The sequence below is a fragment of the Tunturiibacter gelidiferens genome, assembly GCF_013410115.1.
Lineage (GTDB): Bacteria > Acidobacteriota > Terriglobia > Terriglobales > Acidobacteriaceae > Edaphobacter > Edaphobacter gelidiferens.
This window is the reverse complement of record NZ_JACCCV010000001.1, coordinates 1,796,766-1,813,483: the sequence shown is the minus strand read 5'-3', so window position 1 is coordinate 1,813,483 and position 16,718 is coordinate 1,796,766. Positions and strand designations below refer to the sequence as shown.

The window sequence follows — 16,718 nt, the reverse complement described above, 5'->3', positions numbered from 1 at the left end:
CGTGACAACTTTCCATTTCAATATCAAACTCACGTCCGTGGTTTACCAAGAAAATCCAGCGTCGACTCCATCCGCTGCCGAACAATATCTTCTCGTTCATTCGCGAGAGCATTGCGCAAGGGTGCGATCGCCTCTGGCCTCTTGAGCCAACGAAGTCCTTCACAACTCTCCAGTCTCACCCGGAGATCGGCATCGGTCAGCATTCCCACCAGAAGGTTAAGCACAACCCCCGTCTCCTCTTCCGTTCTGTCATTGAGTTGCGAGAGAAGATACAGAGCTCCAATCCGACTGTCTGGACTTGCCGATGGAAGCATCATATCGGCGACTGCCCTGAAGCAGGCGTGATCCCGCTTGTCGAACACGTTCCGTGCTGCGTTCTGGCGCACGTAAAAATCTAATGTCTGATCCAGACACATCTCTTTGAGTAATCCCAGCCCCTCCGAGGAGCCCAACCACGTTGCGGCGGCAGCGATATTCACCTTCGTCGGCTCGTTCCGCTCAGCCGCGCCGGCTCGCAGGATCTCTGGAAGACTATCCGTCGCCTTCCACTCAGCTAACTCCGCAGCAGCCAGCCCACGCACCTCCTTATCAGGATTCCTCAGTGCCTCAATCAGAGACGGCTTCGTAAGAACTATGCCATGACGACTTAGAGCCTGAGAGAATGTCTCCGGAGCCTGACACAATCCGCTCCCAACCGAAGCGAGAACGAACAACACTCCGACCACAAGCCTGACACGAGAAGCGACATCGTCAGCGCGGACCATTCCATTCACCCCGTTTGCTATAGCAATAGACACCAAGCACCCGGATTTCGGCCACCCCGTAAAATCAAGACCACAATCTATGAGCCCCTCGCGCCATCCCATCATCGCAACCCTCACCCTCCTCCTCGCCACCTTCGCACAGGCCCCCGCACAATCCGGCGATCTCTCCATCGACCCCACCCTCGCCGCGCAAATAGCCACAATCCCTGCCATCGACAATCACGCCCACCCCACGCTGTCTCCGCCCGCCTACGCCACCGACCGCAACTTCGACGCCCTCCCCGTCGACAATATGGAACCGTACACGGACCCCGTCGGCATGCGTCCCGATCTAGCAAAGCTCCACGACGCATGGCAGACCCTCTTCCACTTCAACGGCCAGCCTCCACTCGACGCCGCCGGTCTCACTCAGCTTGAAGCAGCCCGCGAAAGCATCCGCACAAAACAAGGCACCAACTACTCCGCCTACATCCTCGACAAGTCCAACATCGCCACCATGCTCGCCAACCGCGTCGCCATGGGCGTCGGAGTTCAGTCACCCCGCTTCCGCTGGGTCCCTTACGTCGACACCCTTCTCTTCCCTCTCGACAACTCCGCCCTCGCTGCCGCAACCCCCGACCGCAAACAGTTCTTCCCCCTCGAAGACGCGCTACGCAAAAAGTATCTCCAACAAGTCGGCCTCAAAGCTCTCCCACCCACCCTCGACGCCTACCTCAAACAACTCGTCATCCCGTTACTCGAACAACAAAAGGCCAACGGCGCAGTCGCCGAAAAGTTCGAGATCGCCTACCTCCGCTCCTTCGGCTTCGACGACGTCCCCCAGCCCGAAGCAGCCCGCATCTACGCCACGCTCCTCCACCGTCCCCACCCCAACGAGGCCCAGTACAAGCGCCTCCAGGACTTCCTCTTCCGCTACATCGCCGCCGAGTGCGGCCGCCTCAACCTTCCCGTCCACCTCCACACCACCGCAGGCGGGGGCGGCTACTTCTCCATCGCCGGCGACAACCCACTCCTCCTCGAACCTCTCTTCAACGACCCGCGTCTGCGTCACACCAACTTCGTCCTCCTCCACGGCGGCTGGCCCTTCGTCCACGAGATAGGAGCGCTCCTCCAGAAACCCAACGTCTACCTCGATCTCTCCCAGCAGTCCCTCATGATCAGCCCCCGCACCATGTCCGCCTGGCTGCGCGAGTGGCTCGAGCTCTACCCGGAAAAAATCCTCTACGCCACCGACGCCTACCCCTACTCCTCCTCCATGGGCTGGGAAGAGGCCGCCTGGATCGCCAACCGCAACCTCCGCGAGTCCCTCGGCATAGCCCTCACCGGCATGCTCCGCGACAACGAGATCACAGACACCCGCGCCACAGAATTAGCCAACATGCTCCTCCACCAAAACGCCGAATCCCTCTACAAGTTCTAGGACATCGGTTGTTTATTTCAATTGTCATTCTGACCCTGAGCTTGTCGAAGGGAAGAACCCCCGTATTCCCCTATGCTTTTGCCGTTGCCTGTCCTTTTGTTGTCATTCCGCAGCGCAGCGGAGGAATCTGCTGTTGCACTTGCTCTTGCCTGTTCCTGAGATCCGCTTCTGCTTTTAGGTACAGTGGGGCTTCAGTCCCGCGTCTAAGCCAGCCGCGCAGCGGCCACCACTCTGCCGCACGCCGGCGCGAAGCCCGAAGGGCAGAGCGACTAATTCACGGCCTTTGCCGTTGCCGCTGCTTTTCCAAATCCACCCAAAATAAAGTTCAAAACCGTGTCACATTTCTAGCGGCCGGAAATATGGCGGCGAAACACCACGTTCTCACCAGCAATCCACCACAACCACACCATGATTTACCGCCACAAAAACACCTATTTTTCGCAAAAACCCCCGCAAAAACGCCACTCCACCACGTTCCATATTTTTTCCCGATTCAAATCGAAAAAACCACCTACTCGTCCTTCAAATACCCCTGGGTATTCAGCAGTGGCCGATCCATACTCCTCACCCAATCAGTCACCTCACCGCTGCTCTTCCCACTCGCCACCGCCGCCGCAAACTCATTCCGCATCGCCTGCATCTTCGCCTCAAGATCATCCAAAGCACTCAAAAGAATAGCCTCCGGCGTCATCGGCAGCTTCGGCGAACCAAACTCATACTTCCCATGGTGGCTCAGAATCATATGCTCCACCAGCACCCGCAGCTTCTCCGGAAACGGCGCCAACTGCTGCACCTTCTCCCGCAGCATCCCCTGCGCAATGCTGATATGGCCAATCATCTGGCCCTCCAGCGTATAGCTGAAGCTTGACTTCCACTCCAACTCACGAACCTTCCCAATATCGTGCAAAATTGCGCCCGTAACCAGCAGATCCGCATCCACCTCCGGATAAAACGGAGCCGCCCCCAGACACACGCGCACCAGCGTCAACACATGCTCCAACAGCCCCCCAAGCCACGCATGATGCAATCGCTTCGCCGCAGGAGCCGCCTTGAACGCAGGCCCTATCTGCTCATCATCAAGAAACGCAAACACCAGCCGCCGCAACTCCAAGTTCTTGAAAGCAGAGACATACCCCCGCAACTCCCCCCACATCTCCTCCACATCGAACTTCGTCGAAGGTTGAAAATCCTTCGGATCGATCTCCGACTCAGCCGCCAGCCTCAGCTTCTTCAACGTGATCTGAAACTTCCCTTGATACTTGGAGATATCCCCCTGCACCTTTACATAGCAACCTTCATCGCAGGTCGCTATCGCCTCCGTCACGTCATCCCACATACGTGCCTCGAGCGAGCCCGTCTTGTCACTCACCGTCAACGCTAGGTACTGTCCACCCTGCTTCTTGTCTCTCACCTGCATCGACGTCAAAACAAAATAGGTCGTCACTGTCGCGTTATCGAACCGCGCCGCATCTTCAATAAAAAAGTCTTTCATCTCAACCAGAATACCGCGCACCACGTCGCATCACCACAAACAGAAACGCGAGAGCCGAAGCCCTCGCGCTGTATACCAAACCGTCTATTTACTGTGGTGGAGGAGTCGGTATCGGTGACCCCGGCGTAGCTGGAGGCTGCCCCCCATCTGGAGGATTACTAGCCGGAGGCGCAGTCGCCGGAGGCAGCGTCGTCTTATCACTCGGCTTCGGCGCAGGAGTACCCGTCCCGTGAACTCCTTCGAGTGGAGTACCGCGGTCAGGAGCCTTCGACGGCGTCTCCTCTGGCGCGGCAGCCTTCGGTGCAGGAGGCTTATCCTGAAGCCGCTCCTTCTTCGCGCCCTTCACCTTCTTCTTTTTCTTCTTCTTGGCTGTATCTCCGTTCAGTCCCAGCGGTGCAGCCTGGGTCTGCTGGGTCGCCTTCTCTTCGGCACTCGCAGGGGCAGGCGCAGCTGCCGCCTTCTCCTTCACCTTCTTCACCTTTGCCGTCTTCTTCGCCGCCGCATCAACCTTCGCGCGGTCACTCATGCGGGTCTTACCAACTACAGGCGCAGTCGCTACTAGGGGATTCGGTCCCACATCGGAGCTCGACTCCTGCGCACCCGTTTCCAGAGGTGCAATCGCCGTCCCGGGAGCAGCGGCCTGCGAAGGGGCAGCAGAAGCCGACGCCGCGCCAGCACCTACATCGCTTCCCGAAGCCGTCTCCTCAGGCCCCGCCGGCAAAGAGTTGCGCGGAGCCTGCCCAAACCGGACCTTCTCCCGCTTCACCTTCGCCGGTTTAGCAGCCTTGCCGTTCTTCGTTGTGGTAGTCGTCGTCGGAGACGTCACCGCGACAGCCGGCGTAGCCACAGGCGCCGCCGTCGTCTTCGCGGCAGTGGAGAACTTCGTACCTCGGTCAAATCTCTTCTTCTGCTGAACCGTCTTCTTCTTCGCGACTGGCGGAGCGTACGCGGTAAACACCGGCTTGGTCTGCTTCGCGCTTGCGCCCGAATCCACATACCCAGCGCGAATGTCGATATAAGCCTCTTCCCTCAGCTTCGTCAGGTACGCGCGCAACGCAGGTTGCATCTGCTCCGAGTACATCGCCTCTTGAATCTGCGGCTCTACCTCCTTCAGCGGTGGCACACCGGGAGATACATGGTCGGTGACCTTCAAAATCACAAATCCCTGCCGCGTCCGAATCGGTGCCGTCCACTCCCCCGCCTTCAGATCGAACGTCTGGTCCTCGAGCACCTTCGCCAGCGCTCCGCGCTTGTAAAGTCCCAGATCCCCACCCTTATCCGCCGTGGGCCCACCCGAAAACGCCTCAGCCAAATCCTCGAACTTACTGCCCGCCTTCAGCTTTGCCTCAATCGACTCCGCCTTCGCCTTCGCCTGCGCGACCGCAGCATCATCGGCATCGGCAGCTGTAGGAATCAAGATCTCGCTCAGCTTGATCTGCTCCGGCTGAGTAAACTCCTGCTTGTGCGCGTCGTAGTAAGCCTGTTCCTGACCCTGCGTAATCTGCAGACGGCGGCCTACCTCATCCCGCACCACCTGCTGGGTAATCACGCTATCGCGAATCCCCGCCTTGAAGTCCTCGAACGAGACGCCCTGCTGCCGCGCCGCCTTCTCCAGGTCCTCCATCGTGTCCAAGTGGTTTTGCTTGCGAATCTCGTCCAAACGCCGAATCACATCGGCGTCCGCGTTGATTCCCAGTTCCTTGCCACGCGAGAGCAGCAGCTGCTTATCGATCATGTCGCGCAGCAGGTTCTTCTGCCTCTCGTTTACGTCAGCAGCACTCACTCCGGTCTGCCGGGTCTCTTCGGCAAGCTGCTGTTCTGCCCGCTCCACGTCGCTCCGGCTGATGATCTGGTCGTTCACATGCACGACCACATCCTCCACCACGGTTCCATTCGGCGTAATCGGCTGGGTAACTGGCAGCGTCAGCACAGGTTGCGGCGCGTTCGGAACGCTCAAAGGGCTCTGGTACCGCGGCGCTTGTGCTTGCACCACTCCCGGCAGTGTCAGCAAACCTAGCCCGCACACCACCGCAAACTGCGAAATTCTCAAGGTCATCGTCACTCGTATCTTTATCAACATCCCAACATCAAAATCCCAGCCATATACCGGGTCCGAACCCTTATCGCCCAACACGTCCCCCCGGTTTTTTAGACTCAACCCAGGATTGGACGGTATCCGTACCCAATTCTAACTGCCATGCCCCGAACAAGCGAATCCCTCTTTCGAGCGCAGCCCCGGCTCACCCCAGGATGCTATACTCCGTCCAAGATAGGACGTCTGTCCCAGCGCATCCTTAAGCGCCGTCTCCACCCTTTGAGGTAACCCAAGCCCATGGCTCCCCGTACTCGCCGCGCACTCTTCTCTGCTACCGTCTTTCTGGCCACCTGCGCCGTCATCGGCTCCTTCATCAACCAGAAGGTAGCCGCCCAGTCCGCCAGCGATGAGTCCACCCTGCGCGACTCGCTTCACTCCTTCACCAACGTGTATTCCCTGGTCGAGCAGAACTACGCCGAGCCCCTCAACACCGACAAGACCGACAAGGCCATCTACGACGGTGCGATCCCAGGCATGCTCCACGTCCTCGATCCTCACTCGAATTTTTACGACCCCAAGGCCTTCGCCCAGATGCGGGAGGACCAGCACGGCAAGTACTACGGCGTTGGCATGACCATCCAGCCTCAGCCAACTGCCAGCGGCAAGACCAAGATCGTCGTCCTCTACCCCTTCGAAGGAACTCCCTCGTATAAAGCCGGCATCCGCCCTGGTGACGAGATCCTCACCGTCGACGGCAAATCCACCGAAGGCATGGACTCCGCCGCAGTCGCCACTCTTCTCAAAGGTGCACGCGGCACCCACGTCTCAGTCACCATGATCCGCGAGGGCGCCGCCCGTCCCCTGGTCTTCGATCTCGTCCGCGATGAAATCCCGCGCCCCTCAGTCGATCTCGCCTTCTTGCTGAGCCCCGGCGTCGGCTATATCCACGTCTCCAGCTTTATCGAAACCACCAGCCACGAGGTCGGCGACGCACTCGACAAGTTCGGCGACATCCATGGCCTCGTTCTCGACCTCCGCGGCAACCCCGGCGGCCTGCTCAACGAAGCCGTTAATATGTCCGACAAATTCCTGCAAAAGGGACAGATCGTAGTCTCCCAACGCGGCCGCGCCTTCCCTGATCAGGTCTATCGCGCCACCCGTGGCGAAGAGGGTCCCAAGTTCCCCATCGTCGTCTTGGTCAACCGCAACACCGCCTCAGCCGCTGAGATCGTCTCCGGCGCCCTCCAGGATCACGACCGCGCCCTGATCGTCGGTGAAACCACCTTCGGCAAGGGCCTCGTGCAGACTGTCTTCCAGATCACCGAGAACACTGGCCTCGCCCTCACCACCTATCACTACTACACGCCGTCGGGCCGTCTCATCCAGCGCAACTACGACCATGTCTCGCTCTATGACTACTACTACGTGCGCGACGACTCCGACAAAGCGAAGAACAAGAACAACCTGGAGGTCAAACTCACCGACTCCGGACGTACCGTTTACGGCGGCGGCGGCATCACCCCCGATGAGAAGATCGACAACCAGAAGTTGAACCACTTCCAGGACAATCTCCTCATCCACTACGCCTTCTTCAACTTCAGCAAGCACTACCTCGCCAGCCACACCGTCACCAAAGACTTCGCGGTCGACGACGCAGTCTTTCAGCAGTTCAAGGCCTTCCTCAAGGACAATCAAATCGACTACACCGACTCCGACATCGCAGGAGTCAGCGACTGGGTTAAGGAGAGCATCAAGAGCGAGCTCTTCACCTCGCAGTTCGGTCAACTCGAAGGGCTCAAGGTCCGCGCCGAATGGGATCCGCAGATCGCCAAGGCAGTTACCTTCCTGCCCGAAGCCCAGACCCTCGAAGATCACTCCAAGCTGGCTCAGAAGAACACCGCCAGCCGCTAAACTTCAACTCATCGCAAAAATAGAAAAAGGCGTTCAAGCATCAGCTTGAGCGCCTTTTTCTATGCTTCGCAAATCTGGAGCGGGAGACCGGGATCGAACCGGCGACATTCAGCTTGGGAAGCTGACGTTCTGCCACTGAACTACTCCCGCATCGAATCCCATTATACGCAAAAAGATTCAGGTAAGACTCGAACGCCTCCCCGCTTCACGGAGCTTCCCTCAAACAGAAATGCACCTGGCATAGAGGCTGCATATCTCCATCTCAAACTCCGAGGCCTATCATGGACCTGAATCATGATTCGCAAGATCGTTCACGTAGATATGGACGCGTTCTATGCCTCGGTCGAGCAGCGTGATGATCCGGGGCTGCGCGGAAGACCCGTCGTCGTAGCATGGCGCGGCAACCGGTCGGTTGTGTGTGCCGCCTCCTACGAGGCGCGACGCTTCGGGGTTCATTCTGCAATGCCCGCCACCCGCGCCGAACGACTATGCCCGGACGCGATCTTCGTTCCTCCCGACTTCATTCGCTACCGCGCCGTCTCCCGCGCAGTGCGAGAGATCTTCCAGCGACACACCGATTTGATCGAGCCTCTCTCACTCGACGAAGCCTATCTCGACGTCACCGAAAACAAGACAGGCCTCCCCACTGCAACGCGAGTAGCCATCACCATCCGGCAACAGATTCACGACGAGTTGCACCTGACCGCATCCGCAGGCGTGGCGCAGAATAAGTTCCTCGCCAAGATCGCCTCCGACTGGCGCAAACCAAACGGTCTCTTCGTCATTCAACCCGAAGAGGTTCAGACCTTCCTCCCTCCACTTCCCGTCGCACGTATTCCAGGCGTCGGAAAGGTCACCGAAACCCGGCTGAAGCAGATCGGCATTATGACCATCGCCGACCTGCGGGCTCTGGAGCCGAGCCAACTGGAAGCACACTTCGGACGCTACGGAATACGGCTCTACGAGCTCGCCCGTGGGATCGATCACAGTAAGGTCATCCCAGATAGACCAACAAAATCCATCTCTGCCGAAGACACCTTCGAACGCGACATCCGGCTGTCCGAAACCGAGGACTTGATCCGACGGCTCGCAGAAAAAGTCTGGACCGCTTCCCGCCAGGATGGCCGAGTGGCTCGCACTGTGGTTTTGAAACTGAAGACCAGCGAGTTTAACATCCTCACGCGCAGCCACACTCCGCCTATTCCTCCGGAATCCTGCGAGGAACTCACAGCAATCGCTCTCTTCCTCCGAGAGCGTATAAATCTCGAACCAGCTCAACGTTTTCGTTTGGTGGGCGTCGGCCTGAGTAACTTTCGAGACGCTGAAGGTCTGCAATCTCCCCTGTTCGAATAGAACCACCACAAGAAGGTGGCATGGCTGTGGCAGCAGCGTTCTCTCCACCTGGCTTGAGTTAGCCGCTGTAAAGCTCCTCGCAACCACCAGCGTTACACCCCAAAAATTTCTCCTGACAAACCTGCCGCCATTTGAACGTCATCCCCATCTAACGCGGTGAATGTCATAAACGAAACAAAATGTTTCGCAACGTCAATCAACAATGGCTGGATTGGTTTAACATCCTACTCAGACCCTTGGCTTTAGTGATGCTCCTTCAACCTGTTGCGTATCGAGGTCATACCGCCTTGTCTCCTTTCGCCAAACCCTCGCCGGCAGATATCCCTAAAACCAAGACCATGCCTGCATGGATCTTACGGAGAGCGGTGTGCGGCGTGTCTTTGCTTACCGGCACAGCCTACGCCCAATCTCCCACCAACATCTTCGATCCTGCCGGCACGCCGGCGCGCTCTGCCTTCGGCCTGTCGATGTTAGTTCTTTCCATCACGCTGGTCATATTTCTCATCGTCGCCGGACTCTTGCTCTATGCCCTCATCCGCTTCCGGCACCGCCCCACAGACTCCAATCGCGAGCCCGCCCAGATCTACGGCAGCAACCAGATCGAACTCTCCTGGACCGTCATCCCGATCCTGATCGTCGTAACGCTCTTCCTCACGACCACGCGCGTCATCCTCGGAACCGAGGCGATTCCCAAGCCCGCGAGTGCACTCGACGTAACGATCATCGGCCACCAGTTCTGGTGGGAGTACCGCTATCCCAAGTCCGGCGTCGTTACAGCCAACGAGCTCCACGTTCCCATCAGCGACCCAGCATCGCCAACCCCGACCTATCTGACGATGTCCTCGGCCGACGTCTCCCACAGCTTCTGGATACCTCGTCTCGCCGGCAAGATGGACCTGATTCCAAACCGCGTCAACACAATGTGGATCGACCCTGAAGCGACGGGCCTCTATCTCGGCCAGTGCGCCCAATACTGCGGAACCCAACACGCAAAGATGCTCCTCCGCGTCTACGCGCAGACCCCGCAAGACTTTGCCGCCTGGCTCGACCAGCAAAATAGGCCCGCACAGAAGGACTTCCCCGGCAACGCCGCCGCAACCGACGGTCAGGCCGTCTTCATGAAAAACGCCTGCATCAACTGCCACGCCATCAAAGGAACCGTCGCCACCGGCCGCTTCGGCCCCGACCTGACCCACCTCGCTAGCCGCGACACCATCGCCTCCGGGCCGATTCAAAACACGCCGGCAAATCTGAGGCGGTGGGTCGATGACCCGAACTCCATGAAGCCCGGTTCCTTAATGCCGGCGATGCATTTGAACGATCACGATCTCGACGTCATCACCGCTTATCTCTCTCAGCTTCACTAACCCTTTACCGGAAAGAAGCGAAGCATGACCACAACTCCTGTATTGGAAGCAGTCGACGAGACACTGGAGACTCAGAGTCGACCACCGCTCAACGTCATCTACGAGTGGCTAACGACAGTCGATCATAAAAAAATCGGGCTGATGTACATCGTGTACGCCCTGATCTTTCTCGTCATCGCTGGCTTCGAAGCGATCCTGATGCGAATTCAGCTCGCAATTCCCAACAACCACTTTGTCTCGCCTCAGGTCTTCAACCAGCTCTTCACCATGCACGGCACCACCATGGTCTTCTTCATGGGAATGCCCATCCTCTTCGGCATGGGGAACTATCTTGTCCCCCTCATGATTGGCGCGCGCGACATGGCCTTCCCGCGGCTGAACGCCTTCAGCTTCTGGATCTCCGCCTTCGCCGGCCTCCTGCTCTACTTCAGTTACATCGGCGGCAGCGGCCTCTACGCCGCAGGCTCTGCGCCCGACGTCGGATGGTTCGCTTACGCCCCTCTCACCTCAAAGGTCTTCTCGCCCGGTCACAGCACCGACTACTGGACGCTCGCCGTCTTTCTCAGTGGTGTAGGAAGCATCGGCACTGCACTCAACATCGTCACCACCATCCTCTGCATGCGTTGCAAAGGCATGAAGATGAGCCGCATGCCGCTGCTCCCGTGGCTCTACCTCGTCATGTCCGGCATCGTCTTCGTTGCCGTCAGTCCGCTCACCGCAGCGCAGATCATGCTCACGCTCGACCGCTACCTCGGCGCTCACTTCTTCGACACGCAGGCCGGCGGCTCCGCCATCCTGTGGATGCACTTCTTCTGGATCTTCGGCCACCCCGAGGTCTACGTCCTCGTGCTCCCCGCCTTCGCCTTCGCCAACGAGATCATCCCCGTCTTCTCCCGCAAGGCCATGTTCGGCTACCCCGCGATGGTGGCGGCCTCAGTCTCCATCGGCTTCATCAGCCTCAGCGTCTGGGCGCACCACATGTTCACCGCTGGCCTCGGCCCTGCGGGCAACACCTTCTTCGTCTTCGCCACCATGGTCATCTCGGTTCCGACCGGAATCAAGATCTTCAACTGGCTCGCGACCATATGGGGCGGCAAGATCATCTTTGCTATCCCCATGATGTTCATGATCGGTTTTCTCTTTCAGTTCCTCATCGCGGGCCTTACCGGCATCATGCTCGCCGCCGCTCCGTTCAACTGGCAGCTCAGCGCCTCCTACTTTGTCGTCGCTCACTTCCATTACGTACTCGTCGGAGCAATCGTCTTCTCGCTCTTCGGCGCCTTCTACTTCTGGTACCCCAAAGTCACCGGCAGGATGATGAGCGAGACGCTTGGCAAGTGGCACTTCTGGCTCTTCCTCATCGGCTTCCATCTCACCTTCGACTTCATGCACGTCCCCGGCATCCTCGGCATGCCGCGACGTATCTACACCTACGAAGCGGGCCGCGGCTGGGACACTCTGAATCTCATAGTCGGCATCGGAGCTATCTTTCAGGCAGCAGGCACCATCGTCCTGGTCTACAACATGATCCACTCCTACTTCAAAGGCAAAGAGGCTGGCCACGATCCATGGGACGCCTGGACCCTCGAATGGTCCGTCCCTTCGCCGCCGCCGTCCTATAACTTTGCCATCGAGCCGACCGTCAACAGCCGCAGGCCACTATGGGATCTGAAACACCCTGAAGATCCAGACTCGGACTACGAATGATTACAACCGTTACAACTGCAAGCCGAATCCCAATCGATGGGCCGATCGAAACCCCATGGAAGCTGCCTTACCGCGGCACCGTCGGCATGGCGTGTCTCATCATCGCCGAGTCTGCGATCTTCATCATCTTCGTCGTCGCCTACATCTACTACATCGGCAAGAGCCTCAGCGGGCCAACCCCCGCGCAGGTGCTCGAACTCCCCATCTTCGGCACCATCTGTCTGCTCTCCAGCAGCATCACCGTTCACTTCGCTGTCAGCGCTCTGCGCAAAGAGAACCTCCGCGCCTTCACGCTCAACATGGCAGGCACTGTGCTGCTAGGAGGCATCTTTCTCCTCACCACAGCCCGCGAGTGGTACCACCTCATCCACGACGAAGGTCTCACCATCAAGACCAACCTCTTCGGCACCACCTACTATTCGCTGGTCGGCCTGCACGCGACCCACGTAGTTGTCGGCCTCATCATGCTCTCTCTCGTCCTTGCGTTCTCTCTAGCAGGCCGCGTCAAGGAAGAGCACTCCGAGAAGCTCGAAGTCCTCTCGCTCTACTGGCACTTCGTCGACGCCGTCTGGGTCGTCGTATTTCTCGTCGTCTACGTTATAGGCAGATAGCTTCAGGGAAGGAGGAACACGATGCAGGAAGAACAGTCCACCCAAGGCCACCAACACGAGCACCGATCCGACACCGTCATCCTCCCGGCGTCGACACCCTGGCCCATGGTCCTCGCGCTCGGTCTCTCGCTCATGATCGCCGGAATGGTCACGCACTGGGTCATCAGCCTGTTAGGTCTTATCCTCACGCTCCGCTCCATGGTCGGATGGTTCTTCGATATCTTCCCGCACGAACTTCACGTCGCTGTCCCCGTACAAACCGGCGTCATGGAGATCTCGAGCACCCGCACCACACGCGAGCAGCTTCCCGTCGGCGCCACCCACCGCCAGCTATTGCCGGTCGAAACCTTCAGCATCACCTCCGGCATCAAGGGCGGCATCGTAGGCGGCATCGCGATGATCGTTCCCGCAGCTCTCTTCGGCCTGCTCAAATATCACAGCATCTGGTACGCCGTGAATCTACTCGCCGCGGGCGGCTTCGTCAGCTGGGCGAGCGCCACCACCGCCTTTCTCTGTCAGTTTCACCTCGAAGGGCTTCTAGCCGCCACCGGCATCCACGCCTTCACCTCCGTCCTGATCGGCCTACTCTACGGAGCCATGCTGCCGATGTTCCCCAGGAAACCGATCCTCACCGCCGGCTTCGTCGCTCCCTTACTCTGGACCGGCCTTCTCTATTCGGCGCTCGGAATCATCAGCCCTGTCCTCAACGCCCGCATCAACTGGCTGTGGTTTGTCATCTCACAGATCGCCTTCGGCCTCGTCTGCGGCTTCGTCGTTAACCTTCAGGTCAAGGTGCGCACTCCGCAGTTTCGATCCCTACCCTTCGCCGTTCGCGCCGGTATCCACAGCGATGTACCTCTTACGAAAGACGACGAACAATGAGCAAAGAAACAATGAGCAAACAACAATGAGATCCGCCCCTCACAGACTCGCAGTGTTCGGCACCCTCATGCTGTCGGCTGTCTGCATCACCACCACTGGTTGCAGTCGCATCCCCGGCCGCCCCGGACCAGGTCCTGAAGTCGTACGCCCCGATGAGGTCCTGGACTTCGCAACCCTCTACAAACAAAACTGCGCGGCCTGCCACGGGAACAAGGGCAAGAACGGCGCAGCGATATCGCTCGCAAACCCCGTCTACCTCGCAGTAGCCGGAGAGCAGACCATACACCAGACCATCGCCCAAGGCGTCCCCGGCGGCCTGATGCCTGCCTTCGCCAAAGCCTCCGGCGGATCGCTCACCGATCAACAGGTCACCATCTTGGCGCAAGGCGCCATGCAGCAGTGGAGCGCCTCCGATCAACTCGCAGGCACGACCCTTCCACCCTATGCCGCCACGCTGCAGGGCGATGCCAACCGCGGACAGCAAGCCTACTCCGCAGCCTGTGCCCGATGCCACGGCGCAGACGGCGAAGGCACCTCCGCCGATTCTAAAACCAGCGATCCCAAAGCCACCGCAGGCAAACTTGGCTCCATCGTCAACCCATCCTATCTCGCCCTCATCAGCGATCAGGACCTGCGCAGCATCGTCATCGCAGGCCGTCCCGACGAGGGCATGCCCGACTGGCGCTCTGACTCCGCCCAGCCCCTCAACGACCAGCAAATCACCGACATCATCGCCTGGCTAGCCTCCAAACGCGTTGCCGAGCCCGGCCAGCCCTATCACTCCCACTAAGCACTCACTCTAGATTCGGACGATCAGAAGAATTGAAAACGAAGCAACGCAGGAGCAGCAAGCAATGATACCGAGTGAACAGCTCCCACCAACCGATCAAACCTTGACCGAGCCACACCCCGACTCCGTCAAAGACCCGAGCATCGCCGCAGGCCACTCCCGCCGCGTCTTTCTCTTCAAGCTGGCTCTCGCGGTCAACGGGCTGGTAGGCTTCGTCCTTGCCATCCCCATCGTCGGCTACCTCCTCGGACCCGCACTCAAGAAAACCTCCTCCGACAACTCCTGGATCAACCTCGGCCCGCTCTCGGACTTCCCCGAAGGCGAAACGCGCCTCGTCAACTACCGCAACCCCATCACCAACAAATGGGACGGCCAGACAGGCGACATCCCCTGCTGGGTCCGCCGCGTCTCCGGCGACACTTTCCAGGTCTTCGCCATCAACTGCGCCCACCTCGGCTGCCCAGTCCGCTGGTTCGCCCAGTCCAAACTCTTCCTTTGCCCCTGCCACGGCGGTGCCTACTACGCCGACGGCGCCCGCGCCTCCGGACCACCCGAACGCGGCCTCTTCGAGTACCAACACAAAGTTTCGAACGGCACCCTCATGATCAGCGCCGGAAGAATGCCAACCCTCGCCAACGAGGCAAAGAACGTTAGTCCCTTAACCCAGATCGACACAAAGATCAAAGGCAGCCCCGCAGCCCCGATCGCCGCTCGCCTCAACACCATCGACCAACCCCAGCCGAGGTGCAGCTCATGCCAGACCTAAAGCAACGCAGCCTCGAGGTCTACAACTGGTTCGAAGCCCGGCTCGGACTCGGCACCCCTCTCATCGAAACAGCCGAGCACGAAGTCCCCGCCAACACCGCCAGTTGGTGGTACGTCTTCGGCAGCGCCGCCACCGTCATCCTCGTCCTGCAGATCATGACCGGCGTCCTGCTCGCGCTCGTCTACGCCCCCACCGCCAGCAACGCCTGGAACAGCCTCCAGTTCCTCGACCACAACGTCAAGCTCGGCTGGTTCCTTCGCGCCATGCACGGCTGGGGCTCCGACTTCATGGTCGCCATCGTCCTCATCCACATGGTGCAGGTCTTCCTCTTCGGAGCCTACAAGTTCCCGCGTGAACTCACCTGGATCATCGGCGTCTTCCTCCTCCTGCTAACCCTCGGCATGGCCTTCACCGGACAGGTTCTGCGCTTCGATCAGGATGCCTACTGGGGCCTCGGCATCGGCGCCTCCATCCTCAGCCGCGTCCCGCTCATCGGCGGCCCACTCGTCGGACTCATGCTCGGCGGCCCCATTATCGCGGGGAATACCCTCTCCCGCTTCTTCGCCCTCCACGTCTTCGTCATCCCCGGCATCCTGCTTGCGCTGGTCGGCATGCACGTCTGGATGGTCCTTCGTCTCGGCATCAACGACTGGCCCATGCCCGGTCGCCTCGTCAAAAAATCCACCTACCAGCGCGAGTACCACGAGCTCGAGAAGAAGACCGGTATCCCCTTCGTCCCCGACGCCGCATGGAAGGACGCCGCCTTCGCCGCCGCCATCATGCTGGCCGTCATCGCCTGCGCGCTCTGGTTCGGCCCCTTCGGTCCCAGCGGCCAGCCCGACCCCACCATCATTGAGACCGCGCCCAAGCCCGACTACTTCTTCCTCTGGCTCTACGCCGTCCTCGCCTACCTCCCGCCCGCCCTCGAAACTCCCGTCCTCTTCATCATGCCGGTCGTCGGCATCGCCGCTCTCATCCTTCTCCCGCTTCTCTCGGGAGAAGGCGAAAAGCATGTGTCCCGCCGACCCGCAGCCGTCTTGATCGTATCTGTCCTCGCAGTCTCGCTCGGCGTCTTCACCCACCTAGGCACCTACACGCCGTGGAGTCCCATCATGAACGCGTGGACCAGCGATCCCATCCCCGTGTCCTACCTGCACAACCGCACCCCACTCGAACGCGAAGGCGCGCTCGTCCTCCAGAACAAGCAATGCCGCAACTGCCATTCGATCGGCGGCGAAGGCGGTCTTCGCGGCCCCGCACTCGACGCCGTAGCCTCCCACATGACCGAAGACCAGATCATCCGCCAGGTCCTGCAGGGCGGCGGCAACATGCCCGCCTACGGCAACGCCCTTAACCCCTCCGAGACCACCGCACTCGTCAAATTTCTCACCACCCTGCGCGGCAATGATCTGCAACCCGCCATCGACGCCTCACGCCACCTGGCCCTCACCACGGAACACACACCGCCCTCCAGTGCCCCTTAGACCGCACGAGAAAAGAGCTTGCATCCATTCCGTCGTGGCTTTGATCCAGGTACGTCGAGGTTTGATCCAGTACGCCACGACTTCGCATCCAGCACGCCAGGGCTTCTCATCCAAGTACGTCGTGGCGTCGCATCCA

At 59.5% G+C, this 16,718-nt stretch carries 12 protein-coding genes, 1 tRNA gene and 1 pseudogene; 10 read left to right on the top strand and 4 right to left on the bottom strand.

The window, feature by feature from the left end:
- Positions 1-29 precede the first annotated feature (29 nt).
- Positions 30-764, bottom strand: a complete 735-nt coding sequence (locus HDF12_RS07680; RefSeq protein WP_218892327.1) for a HEAT repeat domain-containing protein — start codon at positions 762-764, stop codon at positions 30-32.
- 79 nt (positions 765-843) lie between these two features.
- Between HDF12_RS07680 and HDF12_RS07675 the strand changes: the two genes are divergently transcribed.
- Positions 844-2,184, top strand: a complete 1,341-nt coding sequence (locus HDF12_RS07675; protein ID WP_179581942.1) for an amidohydrolase family protein — start codon at positions 844-846, stop codon at positions 2,182-2,184.
- 511 nt (positions 2,185-2,695) lie between these two features.
- On the opposite strand, the gene HDF12_RS07670 is transcribed toward HDF12_RS07675, so the two are convergent.
- Positions 2,696-3,700, bottom strand: coding sequence for a 3'-5' exoribonuclease YhaM family protein (locus HDF12_RS07670; RefSeq protein WP_373563863.1), 1,005 nt, complete (start codon positions 3,698-3,700; stop codon positions 2,696-2,698).
- Positions 3,701-3,764: 64 nt separating this feature from the next.
- Positions 3,765-5,732 (bottom strand): peptidylprolyl isomerase, encoded by a 1,968-nt coding sequence (locus HDF12_RS07665; protein ID WP_257025413.1) that lies wholly within the window; start codon positions 5,730-5,732, stop codon positions 3,765-3,767.
- A 276-nt stretch (positions 5,733-6,008) separates the two neighbouring features.
- On the opposite strand from HDF12_RS07665, the gene HDF12_RS07660 reads away from it, so the two are divergent.
- Positions 6,009-7,622 (top strand): S41 family peptidase, encoded by a 1,614-nt coding sequence (locus tag HDF12_RS07660; RefSeq protein WP_179581940.1) that lies wholly within the window; start codon positions 6,009-6,011, stop codon positions 7,620-7,622.
- A 75-nt stretch (positions 7,623-7,697) separates the two neighbouring features.
- Here the strand turns inward: HDF12_RS07660 and HDF12_RS07655 are convergent.
- Positions 7,698-7,772, bottom strand: a tRNA-Gly gene (locus HDF12_RS07655).
- Between the two features lie 144 nt (positions 7,773-7,916).
- On the opposite strand from HDF12_RS07655, the gene dinB reads away from it, so the two are divergent.
- The 8 genes and pseudogenes from dinB to HDF12_RS07615 all read left to right on the top strand — a co-directional run bounded on the left by dinB (position 7,917) and on the right by HDF12_RS07615 (position 16,582).
- Positions 7,917-8,975, top strand: a complete 1,059-nt coding sequence (gene dinB, locus HDF12_RS07650; protein WP_179581939.1) for a DNA polymerase IV — start codon at positions 7,917-7,919, stop codon at positions 8,973-8,975.
- Between the two features lie 374 nt (positions 8,976-9,349).
- Positions 9,350-10,342: a cytochrome c oxidase subunit II gene (gene coxB, locus HDF12_RS07645; protein ID WP_373563862.1), complete on the top strand. Its 993-nt coding sequence runs from the start codon at positions 9,350-9,352 to the stop codon at positions 10,340-10,342.
- A 24-nt stretch (positions 10,343-10,366) separates the two neighbouring features.
- Positions 10,367-12,049: a cytochrome c oxidase subunit I gene (gene ctaD, locus HDF12_RS07640; protein WP_179581937.1), complete on the top strand. Its 1,683-nt coding sequence runs from the start codon at positions 10,367-10,369 to the stop codon at positions 12,047-12,049.
- Positions 12,046-12,660: a cytochrome c oxidase subunit 3 gene (locus HDF12_RS07635; protein WP_179581936.1), complete on the top strand. Its 615-nt coding sequence runs from the start codon at positions 12,046-12,048 to the stop codon at positions 12,658-12,660. The genes ctaD and HDF12_RS07635 overlap by 4 nt, the downstream gene beginning before the upstream one ends.
- Before the next feature lie 18 nt (positions 12,661-12,678).
- A pseudogene (locus HDF12_RS07630) lies at positions 12,679-13,542 on the top strand (hypothetical protein); the annotation flags it as partial.
- A gap of 25 nt (positions 13,543-13,567) precedes the next feature.
- Positions 13,568-14,332 carry a c-type cytochrome gene (locus HDF12_RS07625; protein ID WP_179581934.1) on the top strand — a complete coding sequence of 255 codons (765 nt, stop codon included), beginning with the start codon at positions 13,568-13,570 and terminating at the stop codon, positions 14,330-14,332.
- 64 nt (positions 14,333-14,396) lie between these two features.
- Entirely contained in the window at positions 14,397-15,098 is a 702-nt protein-coding gene (locus tag HDF12_RS07620; protein WP_179581933.1) for a QcrA and Rieske domain-containing protein, read from the top strand.
- The gene (locus tag HDF12_RS07615) at positions 15,086-16,582 is read left to right on the top strand and encodes a cytochrome b N-terminal domain-containing protein (RefSeq protein WP_179581932.1); all 1,497 of its coding nucleotides are present in this window, start codon (positions 15,086-15,088) and stop codon (positions 16,580-16,582) included. Before HDF12_RS07620 ends, HDF12_RS07615 begins: the two co-directional genes overlap by 13 nt.
- Positions 16,583-16,718 lie beyond the last annotated feature (136 nt).